This is a genomic window from Campylobacter troglodytis (genome assembly GCF_006864425.1).
Lineage (GTDB): Bacteria > Campylobacterota > Campylobacteria > Campylobacterales > Campylobacteraceae > Campylobacter_D > Campylobacter_D troglodytis.
In genome coordinates, this window is the sequence record NZ_QHLI01000004.1 from 50287 (window position 1) to 63510 (window position 13224).

Consider the following 13224-nt stretch of genomic DNA (forward strand, 5'->3'; position numbering starts at 1 on the left):
TAAGCTTGTGAGCCTTTAAAAATTTGAAACAATGTGGCAAATTTTAGGCAAGAACTAGTGATATGACTTAATTAATTTAACAAGATTTTGACTTATTTAGCTTAATAAATTTTGATGAGAATTTTGTATTCAATTTTTTATCTTAATTTCCTTTAAGTGAAGGACAAAATTTTCTTTTTTAGCCTTTAAATTTAGCAAGTATAAATTTCGCAAAGCCTCTTCTGCTTATATTTACAAGAGTTACGAAATAAAAGATGTTTTCAGCTTAATGTCCAAGCTTTCCACGCACACCACCGAAGCAATTTTCACTATTTTCAATCTCAGCACTCATTTTAGAAAACTTCTCACATTCTTTGGCTATTAAAATGTGAATTTTTTTTGCAAATTTTACATAAATTTTATTATGAGATTTGACAAAAGCGTCTGTTTGCATCTAAATCGAAGGTTTCTTGCAAAGGGATGAGCTAATAAGAAGAGAAGTAAAAAATACTTTAAAAGTTATCTTATATTTGGAAATGGATCTTTGTTTTTATAGGACTTAGCTTAAAAATCCTTTGCTTTAAGCTTAATTGAGCCAATTTTTAAATTACATTTTTTAAAATTAAATTTTCTTAGTCCTTGAATTTAAACAAGTTCAAAGCTCACAAAGATTTAGAATTTTTTATGCTCTTACAAGCGAAGTAAAAAATATTTAAAAATTTTCCTAACTTATCCTTGGTTAAATTTGCCAACAAAGCATGCGTTTATTTTGCATCGTTTGCTTACAGCCTAAGTTAAATTTATACGAGTTTAAGTTAAGCCTTGAATTTAAGTTAATAACATATAAATTCAAAGGCTAGTAAAAAAACAAGATCTTTAAATTCAAGCTTGAATTTAAATGAAAAATTTAATTTAAGCCACAAGGCTTGCAAGGCTTAAAGTTAAGCTAAGGTGAATTTAGAGCTTAAAAAGACAAGCCAGCCTTGCCTACTATGTTAAATCCCTGTTCTTTTTTGCTAAGATGGCTGTCTATGCCTATTTGAAAAAAGGCTTTGCCTATGCTTTGTTCTAAATTTGCCCCAAGTCTAACTGTGTCTTTATTAACTGTGTAGCTTTGATTAAAGCCATCTTGATTGAAATCATTAAACTGAGCCTTATTTTTAAGCTCATCCCCTAAGAGCAATCTCTCATAAGCTGAGTAGAAATTCAAGCTTGTATTATCTTTGTTTTTGCTTACTATGTAGCTAAAATTCAAGCCAGCAGTGGCTGAGACTGTGTGGTGATTAAAGGCTTCATAGCTTTTAGAAAAGAGCTGTCCTATCTCTTTAAAGGCTTGTTGATGAGAAAAATTATAGCTTAGATAAGCAAGAGGAGAGATGATAAAAGAGCTATTCATTGAATTTTTAAATGCAGTATAAGCCTCATAGCCCCTTGAAAGTCCAAGCTGGGCTGAGGCAAAGATGGTGTTATAAGAGCCTTTTATTATGTTTGTTGGATTTTGATAAAGCTCTCTTTGAAGATCATTTTGAGCAAAGGCTGCGTTAAGCCCTGCTAAGAGCTTTGTTTTACCACTTAGTGGGCTTGATATATGAAGCCCTGAGCTTATGATCTTAGATTTAAGAGTGGAGTAATCAAAGCTACTATCAAGCTGATTATAGCCTATATATAAGGATGAGCTTGTTTTTGATACTAGCTTTGTTACACCCAAAGAGCCTCCTATGCCCTTTGAATTTCTCTCATCTGATTGAGAATAATGATAGCTTGGAGAAAAATACCAAAGATTATTAGAGCCACCTAAGCCATATAAATTACTAAGATCCGTTGCTATTTGTCCGCTTGCAGCATAGTAGGTTTTTTGATCTGCGTAAAGTGATCCTGATGGGGCCTGATCAAAAAGATGAAGTATGTTATTTAGGGCATTTTCTACTTGCACCTTGCCCATTTGTTCTGTATGCATTTGATGTCCGTTGCTATCTATGCTTTTTATGCTTTTTTCATAATCTTCTTGGCTTTTGGTATTTAAGCTTGTGAAAAATTCAGTGTAGTTTGTGGGTAAATTTGGCAAGGAGGCTATATTTCTTAAAGCACTTGCTAAAGAGGAATTTGCACCTGCAAAGTTTTCATAAGCATCCTGCCTTGATAAAACCTCTAAGGTTATCTTATCATCTAAGAGGGTGTAGTTAAATACCTGTGAATTTGGCACAACTGTAACCTGGCTAAATTTATCCAAGGAAGCACCTAGTTCTTGCAAATTTATCTTTATGGTTTGAGCCTCGTTTGAAAGCTGGGCAAGTAAGGGATAATACTGCAAGGAGCCATTTTCTATGTTATAGCTTCTAGCTTTAAGGGCTGAGTTTCCACCTGAGTTAAAGCTTAGCTGCAAGATGCCCTGATCCTTTTGGGTGTAAGTGCCTTCTACATCCAAAAGCCCAAGCCCTCTTGATCCTATGAGTAAGGTCCCTCCCTCATTAGTTAGATCCTTTTTTATGCTAGCACTAAGAGTAGGAGTGCTAATCATAGTATCTGCACCCAAGATATTAAGCCTTGCTCCTCTTTCTATAAAGACAGATCCTGCTAAGGTTCCTCCTGTTCCATCGCTTCTTTTTTCAAGCCTTAATTCCCCATTTCTAACTATGCTAGCACCCTCATAGCTATTTGTACCTCTTAGGGTTAAAGAACCAGCCCCTGTTTTAATTAGCCCTGCATTTAAATTGCTTAACTCCTTTGGTAAATTTCTAGCATCCGCAAGGTGTAAGGAGCTATCCCATTTTTTTTGACTTAGATCATTTTCAAAGATCCCATCAAAACCAGCCGTATCTATGGTGTAAAAGGCTTCTTTGATGCCGTTTTTACTTGCTACATCCTTGTCATTTAATCTATTTATATCAAGAGTAGCTAGGCCTCTTAGAGCATTTTGAGCATCCAAGATGCCTTGACCAAAGACCTGTTCCTTGCTAGCTTGCATGGTTCCTTGAATGGAGGATTGAGGTCTTTGCATACTGTCTCTATTTTCCCAAATGAGATCACTCCATTTTTTGCCATTTAAATAGTAACTTCCATACTCTTTTTCTAGATCAGCTTTGATCTCAGCCTCGCTTGTAGGCACAGCCTGATCTATATATACGATTAAATACTTAGTGGTGCTATCATCAACTTGCTTAACTATCATCTTAGGAGCTTGATAGTTTTTATCTGCTGTGCTTAAAAGCACATCTGCTATTTGTTTGCCATTTAAGAAGGGGAATTTTTGTTGAATCAAAGCTGCTACCCCACTTACTGTGGGTGCTGCCATTGAGGTTCCTGATTTTTGAGTAAAGGAGCTTGTATTTCTTGAATCAACCGAATTTATAAAAGAACCAGCGGCCACTAGGGAAAAATTCTCAGCTCCTATAAAGCCATTACTAAACTCAGCCACCCCTCTTGCATCTACTATCAAGCGACCGTTTGAATCCCTATTTATATAGCTAGCATCCAAGGCTCCAACAGCAAGCCAGGCTCTTAAATTCTCATCATATCTAGCAGCTACTGCCGGAGAGCCCGGACTCATAATACCCTCATTCCCAGCTGCAAAGACATTTAAAACATTGTTTTGAGTAGAAAGCCTGTATAATCCTGAGGTAATATCTCCTCTTGTAATTTGCCTAAGAACATAATCCACACTACAAGTAGAACAAGTAATTAGCCTACCGGCTGCGTCTATTTCTAAATTCAAGCTAGGATAGACATTTGAACCCCAGCTATTATTTATGATCTTAACCCCCTTTGGATTAAAAAAAGCAAAGCTTTCAGGGCTTGTATAACGACCACTAGCAAAGATGCCCATACCATAAAATTTAGCATCATAGGCTATGCCATAAGGCAAGGAGTTGTTGATCTTATTTCCCACAGCTATGCCTGCTACGTGGCTTCCGTGGGTGTCGTTTCTAAAATTTGGATTGTAATATACCCTGCCCTGGGCTGAGTTGATATAAGGATAAGTAGCCTCTATCACACTTCCTGTTAAACCTCTATGATCGCTTCTAAAAGCATCATCTATTATGCCTATTTCAATGCCAGCACCTGTTATGTTTTGACCGTGAGCCTTTGAGACATTATGAAGATCAAAAGGAGTAAGACTATAAGCTAAATTTACAAAGATAAAAAATAAAATTAAAAAACGCATTTTTTTGCCTTTAATCATTTAAAAAATTAGTGCTAAATTTTACACTAGTTTTTTACATAAGAGCAGTTATAAGAAGAGCTCTAACTTAAATTTAATCCTTTGTGAATTAACACAATTTTTATTCCATAATATTAGCATATTAAAAAAAAAAAAAAACAAGAACTGTGTATATAAATTTGAAAAAATTAGCATTTTGCCTTTAAATTGAAGTTGGATTTTAAATGAAAATTATGTAACAGAATGCGGAATATAGATTACGGAACACGGAATGATAGATTATAGATAACGGAAATTCACGCTTTGCGTGAATTTTCATTGAGGAAGCTTATTTGAATTTAGGTAAAAATTTGAATTTTAAATATATAAATTTGAGCAGATTATTGTGAGGCGATTTTACTCAAGAACTGCGTTTTGCTATAAAAATGTAAAATTGTAAGAAAAATTCACGCTTTGCGTGAATTTTAATTGATGAGGTTTATTTGAATTTATGTGTAAATTAAAATTCAAAGATACTTACGCAATATAGACTACAGAACACTGAATACGGAACATAAATAGATAAAATTCACGCTTTGCGTGAATTTTTGAAACGAGCTGTGTTTTTGCTATAAATTTGACAAGATTTTATATATACGGATTACGGACTATAAAAAAGCAAAAAATACCTCAAACTTCCCTACATTTGTGAACTTCTAGCACAAAGTATATACTTAGCTTTCATAGCTAGATCATAGCTTAAAGCTTTTTTCTTAGAATTTAAGCTAAGTCTAAACTTATGTAGCTTTTTAACAAAAAAGAGCCCAGTAAATTCTAGGCTCTTTTGTAAAATGATCTCAGCAAATTTAAGCCTTAAAATTTCTAAGCCAAAGCCTTTGAAGCCTCTGTGTAGGGGATATTAAAAGCCTTGCTAACTGCTTCGTAGGTTAAAAGTCCCTTGTGGGTATTTACTCCTTGCAATAAGGCCTCATCGCTTAAAGAAGCCTCCTTAAAGCCCCTATTTGCTATTTTAAGCCCATAAGCTAGGGTGGTATCTGTTAGGGCTATGGTAGAGGTTTTTGCTACACATCCTGGCATATTTGCGACACAGTAATGCAAGATCCCATCAAGTTCATATATGGGCTCATCGTGAGTAGTAGCCCTTGAAGTACCAAAGCAACCTCCCTGATCTATGGCTACATCAACCAAAATAGAAGCCTTTTTCATATGCACTAGATCCTCCTTGTTTATCACCTTTGGTGCCTTTGCTCCTGGTATTAAAACAGCTCCTATTACTACATCAGCATCTTCAAGTAGGTTTAATAAATTTGCCTTTGAGCTGTAGTAGGTATGAACTCTCATATTAAAAATTTGATCTATATAGGCAAGCCTTTGAGTGTTTATGTCTAGAATGCTTACCTCAGCACCAGCTCCAAGTGCAATTTGTGCAGCATTTATGCCTACAACCCCTCCTCCTACTATGACAACCTTGCCCTTTTGCACCCCAGGTATTCCGCTTAATAATACCCCACTTCCTCCATAGGTTTTTTGACTATACTTAGCAGCTTCAAACACAGACAATCTTCCTGCTATCATAGACATAGGCGCAAGGCAAGGAAGGGAGTTTCCAAGCCTTATGGTCTCATAAGCTATGGATGAAATTTTCTTAGAAAGTAGCATCTTAGTAAGCCTTTCATCAGCAGCTAGGTGCAAGTAGGTATAAAGAATTTGTCCTTCTTTAAAATACTCATACTCCTCTTCTAAGGGCTCTTTTACCTTTATAATCAGCTCAGCCTTATCAAAAAGCTCTTTTTTATCTACTATCTTTGCTCCATTTTTCTCATAATGCTCATCTAAAAAGCCAATGGCCTCTCCTGCTCCTTCTTCTATAAAGACCTTATGTCCGTTACCAACATACTCTTTGACATTGCTAGGCGTTAAGCCAACTCTGTATTCGTGTGTTTTTATCTCCTTAGCACAAGCTATATTCATCTTTTCTCCTTTAAGTAAAAATTCCATTGTAAAATACCACTAAGATCACAATGGGAACTATGAATTTAACATAATAAAACCAAAGATCAACAACACTTTTCTTAGAAAAGCCATTTAATAACTCTTTTTTTGCATCTTCTTTTAAGATCCAACCCACAAAGATAGCAGATAACAAAGCAGTTAAAACAAAAAAGATATTCCCACTTATAAAATCAAAGGCATCAAAGATATTTTTATCTAAAATTCTCACATCCCTTAAAGCCCCATAAGCTAAGATACAAGGCAAATTTCCTAAGATAAAAGTAAGAAATAAAACCCAAAAAGTAGCCTTTTTTCTACTGAATTTAAGCTTTTCTTGTGCTACTGTGATTAAAGGCTCATAAAGGGTTATGGAGGTTGTAAAGGCTGCTGTTAGCAAGAGTACAAAAAAGGCAAGTGCCACTATAGAACCAAAATACATCTTAGAAAAAACTATGGGCAAAACCTCAAAAACAAGCCTAGGACCAGAATCAGGCACAAGATCAAAGGTAAATAAGGAAGGAAAGATCATAAAACCAGCCAAAACGGCTATGACTGTGTTTATGATGGCAGTTAGTAGGGCTGTTTTTAGCATATTTTCTCTTTTGTGCAAAAAAGATGAAAGGGTTAGCATAACAGCAAAGCCCAAAGAAAGTGCAAAGAAGACCTGTCCTAAAACCGCTATGAAAAGCTTTGCATTTATCTTAGAAAAATCAGGATATAAATAAAACTTAATGCCCTCGCTAGCTCCTTCAAGCGTTAAATTTCTAATCACAACTCCTATTAGGCAAAGAATTAAAAGTGGCATTAAAAACCTCATCGCCCTTTCTATGCCATCACCAAGCCCTCTGATTAAGACTATATAATTAAGCAAGACAAAGACCAAGGTGTAAAAGCTTATCATTAGGGGGTTATATTCTATATTTTCTTTGTAAAAACTTTGAGTGATCTCTTTGCTTATGGGGCTTGAAAGATCTAAATTTCCACCTAGTATATTAAAGATATAAGTAAGCACCCAGCCGCCCAAAACCATATAATAAGCTATGATCCCATAAGCTCCTAAAAGTCCCATTAAGCCGGCAATCTTCCAAATTTTAGAAAAGTCCTTCTTTTGATGTGCTGGATCATAAGCATCAAGGGCATTTACAGAGGCTCTTCTACCGATGACATTTTCAACCAAGATCATAGGTATGCCTATGACAAACATAGCTATGATAAAAACAAGAACATAGGCCCCGCCTCCGTTTTCACCTACAAGATAAGGGAAACGCCAAGTAGCTCCAAAGCCTATTGTCGCACCTGCGGTTACTAAAACATAAGTAAGGGTACTAGACCAAGCGTGTCTCATAAGATCTCCTTTTTTATCCTAAGCAAAGCATCTCAAAAGATTTTCTTTGTTTGCCTTGCAAATTTAAGAATAACAGTTTCGTCATACTAATAGCTTGATTTTATTATACAAACAAAAAAAAAAAAAAAACGATTTTTTAAATTTTATAGGCAAGTTTATTTTTTATGTATATAAAGGTAACACAATTTTCATTGTTTTATAAATTCTAAGATTAAAATAGCTTGATTAAAGGTTATAAAATGCCTTAGGCTTAAGAGGCTTGAATTTTAAAGATTATTTCAAAGCATAAGGCTTAGAATAAAACTAAATGGCTGAATTATTTTATAATTTAATTAAAGCTAGGTTAGAAAAATTGTGAGGTATTTTTGTTTTGTGTAACTATGTGGCACAAGAGGCTAGTAAAGCATAGCCTAAATAAATTCAAAGGGAGCTTTTATACTTTGCTTAACATAATAAAAATCTTAAAGCAGATCCTTTGTAGCTTAGACAAGCTTAGAACTTCAAACAAGCAAGGGGCATTAAAAAACAAAATTTATTTAAAAAAAAGACTTTTTTGCTTTGTAAAAAGGCTTAGAATGAAAAAAGTGAATTCTTGTCTTAGAGTGCTTAGCATTTTACAGTGTGATTTTTTAGCCAAAAGCTTGAGTTATAAATCAAGGCTTTTTAAAAGAGTTTTTTGATTTTAGGGGCTTTGTGTGGTATTAGAATGATTTTTAAAAGTTAATATACCGTATGTGTTTGTAGTTCTTTTGCCACCATTTTTGAATTTTTTAACAAAACAATTCAAAAAACCCTCTCGCCTCTAATAAAATGTGCCTTTATTTCCCCAAAAAGCTTGTCTTTATGATAAAGGCTTGTGGGCAAGGCTTGTAGGCTAGCATTCTCATCAAAGAGTATTAAATTTGCTTCCTTGCCAACTGCAATTTCGCCTGAATTTAGTCCTAAAAAATTAGCCTGATTTAGGCTTGTGAATTTGCAAAGTTCTTGCCAGGATAAGAACTTGCTTTTTATTAAAAAAGAGTAGCAAAGGCTTAGATACTCACAGATTGAATGTACCCCAAAGCCAGCCTCATCAAAAGATACATCCTTGTAGACTATGGACTTTGGGCTGTGAAGTGAGCTTAAAAAGCTTATTTTGCCACTTTTTAAAGCATTTTGTAAGGCTAGATTATCCTTTTTTGAACGAAGAGGGGGCATTAATTTGGCAAAGGTATTGAAATCCTCGCATTCCTCGTCTGTTTTTAGCAAATGATGAATGCTAGTTTGTATAAGATCTTTTTCATCAAGTAAATCAAGCGAACTCTTTAAACTAAGGCACTCATAAAGGACCTTTGTCTTATAAAATTTAGCCACCTGCTTGATCTTAGCCACCTCGCTAAACTCGCTTACCTCACTAATACCTACAAGTCCAAGCTCAAAGCTAGTTTGCCCATCATTCATCACGCCCTTATCATCATACCCACTCTCATAGCAATGCACAAAGAGCGGTTTGTCCTTCATTTGAGCATACTGCATACTTTGACGAAGCACATTTGCCAAAACCTTGCTCTCACAGGACAAGGCGCAAGCTCCCTTGTTTATTAGCGTGGATAGATTTTTAAGCTTATTGAAGCCATCCAAAACACGAACAGTGGCAAAAATTTTTATTTTAAAACCTTTTAAATGCTCTAAAAATAGGGCTAGGCTTTCCTCATTAAAGTCCATAGTATCTTTTAAAACCAGAGCACAAAGCCCGCTTTTTAAGCACTCAGCCTCTAAAAGCCTTAAATTTTCTATGCTAAAATGATCATTTTTCAAACTCACATTTAGATCGATAAAAGAGGGTAAAAGCGTTAAGCCCTTGGCGTCTAGGACTTCTTCTGCGTGATTTGTGGCACTTTGTGTTGAATTTGCTGTGCTTTTTTTAATTTTTAAGCTTGAATCTTGACTTTTAAACTGTGAATTTGTGCTATTTGAATTTTTGCTATTTTGGCTTGAATTTTTAGCGTTTAAATGTGAATTTTCGCTATTTTTGTTTGAATTTTCGTCATTTGACCGTGAATTTTTGCCATTTTTGCTTGAATTTTTGCTTAAATTCACATTTTTAGGCTTTAAATTCTTGCCTATTTCTACAATAAGCCCATCTTGCACCCTTAGATCTTGGGTTTTTGCCCCATAAATATTTGCGTTTTTAATAAGCATTTTGCACACTTTGAATGCTGCCTAGCTTGCATTTATAAGCTATGGCGTCCATAATGTATTCTTTCGGGTAAGAATAAGGCACATAAAAATCATAAGGATGATAAAAGCTTCTAGTGCTGTAATAGCCCCCATTTGAGCTTATGCTGTCCGCACCGATGATGACTAGCGTATCACCGCCCATACCGTGGGTCTTGTTTTTTAGCTCGTTTTTGATCGAGGCTCTTAATTCTTGTAAATTCAAGCCCCCGTGTGAATTCTTTCTATATCCTTCTATCTCTCCTAATCTAATGCAGTTTGTAGGCTCGCTAATGGCTATTTGAACCCCACTAGCCTCAGTTTCAAGTGGGGTTATTGCTATCTTTGTTGAGCAAGCACAAAAAAATAAAACAAAGACTAAGTTTATCTTTAAATTTGTCATATTTAATCCTTTATTTTAAAATTTCATATCAATTCTAGCATTTTAAATTTAAGTATTTGCTTACAAAATAAAATTTATCCTCATTTAACGGTTAAAATTCACAACTTTTATCTTTTTAAAAGCAAATTCTTGTATAGTTTTAAAAACTACTTGCAAACAATCGAAGCGTTAGTTCCCAATTACAAAGCAAGCATAAGCTTTTAAGCTTATTTATCTTAGCTCTTGTAGGGTTTAAACCAAATTCTTATTCATTGATATAATTAAAACCTAAGCTAATGCAAGATTGAATATCGCCTAAATTGATAGCTTCGTAAAGATTGTATCCTAGCCTTAAAAGTAGGATTTCTAAGTCCTTTTGAAACCGTATCCTTGTAGGTTTATTATGAAAAACCTCATTTCTAGCACAACGAATTTGATTGATTTTAGTGATAAGATGATTTTTTGTTCCATAAATGGGTAAAACTTGACACTTATAGCATTTTTCATCTTTAAATAAATGAGCAAATTCGTCCCAATATGTTTCTAAGATATTTTGCAAATCTATCAAAGAAAAAATATCAAAAATTTCAAAGCTATTGTTTATATCATTGAGGCTCATACGATTTTGTCTCGGTCTTCTTTCTATGATGTTTTTTAATTTTTCAGCCTTTTGAGAATTTAAGCTCTCAATGCGAGAAAACCAATCATCGCTTTGAGTGTTATAAAGCTTAGCTATACCTACTGCAAGTGTGCTACGCAAAGCATTTTTAAAGCAATGTAAGAGCAAAAATTTAGCTTGATGAATTTTGCGTTTTTTATTATACAAGTTCATAATAAAATCAAAAAGCGTGGAAACTGTTGTTTGTGGATGCTTTAAGAGGTATTGTTGCGCTTCTTTACAAGCACCCCAAAGATATTGAAAATGCAAAACCCTTATACTTTGTTTGATTTTATTTTCAAAATCTTTGCTAAGTAACTGTGCATCAAAAAGTTCTTTTATCTTGTAATACTGTTCATCCTCCAAAGAAAAGCTCATTTTTACGCCTTTAAGTTCTTATTTAGCTTGATTATAATATAATTTTAGCAATTCGGGGGGCTAACCACGACTAAGGTGGGTACTTCTCAGAAAGAGGCTACCCCGAGTTTTACATCTCACAAAGTTCTTAATTTGTTTATCTCATCTCTTAAAGCAGCTGCCTTTTCAAATTCAAGCACCCTTGCAGCTTCAAGCATTTGTTTTCTCAACTCCTTAACAAGCTTTGCTCTCTCAATAGCTGGCATTTTTTCTAAATTCTTGCCCTTGCGGTAAATTTCAGCCTCATCAAGCTCGCTTTTAAGGCTATCTTCTAAGTGCCTTTGCACCGAAGTTGGAGTGATACTGTGCTTTTTATTATAAGCATTTTGAAGCTCGCGGCGTTTGTTTGTTATATCCATAGCCTCTTGCATAGACTTTGTAACTTTTTTGGCAAATAAAAGCACCTTGCCATTGACATTCCTAGCCGCCCTTCCCATAGTTTGAATTAAACTTGTAGTGCTTCTTAAAAAGCCTTCTTTATCAGCATCCATTATGGCAATTAGCGACACTTCTGGCAAATCAAGCCCCTCCCTCAATAAATTTATGCCTATGAGTATATCAAAGCTACCCGTGCGAAGCCCTCTTATTAGCTCGTTTCGCTCAATGGCATCAATGTCTGAGTGCATATATTTTACCTTTAAGCCAAGCTCTAAGTAGTAGCGAGTAAGCTCTTCTGCTAGCTTTTTAGTAAGCACGGTTACTAAAACCCTCTCATTCCTTGCGATTACCTTTTTTGCCTCATCATATAAAATTTCTACTTGATTGTCGCTGTCTTTTAGCTCTATTATGGGATCTAATAGCCCTGTGGGACGCATTATTTGATGAAACACATTATCCGCACTTAGCTCAAGTTCTAGTGGGGCAGGGGTAGCTGAAACAAAGAGAAAAACGCAGTTTTTGTTTATAAACTCATTAAACATCAAGGGGCGGTTATCAAGGGCTGAGGGCAAACGAAAGCCGTAATCCACAAGGGTTTGCTTACGACTTCTATCCCCTGCAAACATACCGCGAAACTGGGGCAAGGAAACGTGGCATTCATCAACTATCACCAAAAAGGGCTTATCCTTAATGGCATAATAATCAAAAAGGGTATAGGGGGTTTCCCCACTTTTAAGCCCTGTTAAATGCAAGGCGTAGTTTTCAATGCCCTTGCAAAGCCCTGTGCTTTCAAGCATTTCAATGTCAAATTCAACCCTTTGTTTAAGCCTTTGATACTCCACAAGCTTGTTTTCCTTTTCAAAATAGGCTAATCTTTCAGCAAGCTCAGCCTTTATGCCCTTAATCGCCTCTTTTAGCCTTGCCTCGCCAACGCTAAACTGACTTGTAGGATACAAAATGAAGCGCTTTAAATCCTTGCCCTTTTTGTTTTCAAAGACATTGTAATGATACATAGCGTCTAATTCATCGCCGAAAAATTCAAGCCTAATCACCTCATCCTCAAAATAAGCAGGATAAATATCCACCGTGTCGCCATTTACTCGAAAATCCGCCCTATCAAAAAAGCTATCATTTCTCTTATAGCCCATATCCACAAGCTTTTTTAAAAGCTCTTTTTGATTCAAATTCATACCAAGCTCAAAGATAAGCACCATTCCTACATATTCTTTTGGATTTCCAAGCCCATAATTTGCCGAAACGCTAGCTATGCAAACGACATTATCATAGCTCAGTAAAGACGCTGTTGCACTCAAACGAAGCCTTTCTAAGTCCTCATTTACCGAGCTATCCTTTTCTATAAATATATCAGTGCGTGGTATATAGGCTTCTGGCTGATAATAATCATAATAGCTGATGAAGTATTCCACAAAGTCCTTGCTAAAAAAGCCCTTAAATTCGCTATAAAGCTGGGCGCATAGGGATTTGTTATGACTCATTACAAGGGTAGGCATATTTAAAAGGGCTATGACATTTGCCATAGTAAAGGTCTTTCCAGAGCCTGTTACGCCAAGCAGGGTTTGGTATTTTTGTCCATTTTTTATGCTTTTAACTATGCCATTTATAGCCTGAGCTTGGTCGGGACTTGGTTTAAAAGAGCTTGTTAATTCAAACATATTTGCCTTAAAACTTTTATTTTTGGGCTAAATTTTACAAAAATT

The 13224-nt window shown here is 35.3% G+C and carries 8 protein-coding genes; all 8 read right to left on the minus strand.

Annotation, left to right across the window (positions count from 1 at the left end; all coding sequences use genetic code 11):
* Positions 1 to 265: 265 nt before the first annotated feature.
* A complete protein-coding gene (locus tag DMC01_RS13075) occupies positions 266 to 433 on the minus strand; it encodes a hypothetical protein (RefSeq protein ID WP_185908591.1) in 168 nt (55 codons plus the stop codon).
* Between the two features lie 510 nt (positions 434 to 943).
* Complete coding sequence (locus DMC01_RS01725; protein ID WP_185908593.1) at positions 944 to 4141, minus strand: S8 family serine peptidase; 3198 nt, start codon at positions 4139 to 4141, stop codon at positions 944 to 946.
* A gap of 858 nt (positions 4142 to 4999) precedes the next feature.
* The gene (ald, locus tag DMC01_RS01730) at positions 5000 to 6109 is read right to left on the minus strand and encodes an alanine dehydrogenase (RefSeq protein ID WP_142692572.1); all 1110 of its coding nucleotides are present in this window, start codon (positions 6107 to 6109) and stop codon (positions 5000 to 5002) included.
* A gap of 10 nt (positions 6110 to 6119) precedes the next feature.
* The gene (locus DMC01_RS01735; protein WP_142692573.1) at positions 6120 to 7475 is read right to left on the minus strand and encodes a sodium-dependent transporter; all 1356 of its coding nucleotides are present in this window, start codon (positions 7473 to 7475) and stop codon (positions 6120 to 6122) included.
* Positions 7476 to 8258: 783 nt separating this feature from the next.
* Complete coding sequence (locus DMC01_RS01740) at positions 8259 to 9656, minus strand: amidohydrolase family protein (RefSeq protein WP_142692574.1); 1398 nt, start codon at positions 9654 to 9656, stop codon at positions 8259 to 8261.
* Complete coding sequence (locus DMC01_RS01745; protein ID WP_142692575.1) at positions 9646 to 10074, minus strand: DUF4156 domain-containing protein; 429 nt, start codon at positions 10072 to 10074, stop codon at positions 9646 to 9648. The genes DMC01_RS01740 and DMC01_RS01745 overlap by 11 nt, the downstream gene beginning before the upstream one ends.
* A gap of 244 nt (positions 10075 to 10318) precedes the next feature.
* Entirely contained in the window at positions 10319 to 11089 is a 771-nt protein-coding gene (locus DMC01_RS01750) for a CAAX protease (protein ID WP_142692576.1), read from the minus strand.
* Between the two features lie 116 nt (positions 11090 to 11205).
* Positions 11206 to 13179: an excinuclease ABC subunit UvrB gene (gene uvrB / locus DMC01_RS01755; protein ID WP_142692577.1), complete on the minus strand. Its 1974-nt coding sequence runs from the start codon at positions 13177 to 13179 to the stop codon at positions 11206 to 11208.
* Positions 13180 to 13224 lie beyond the last annotated feature (45 nt).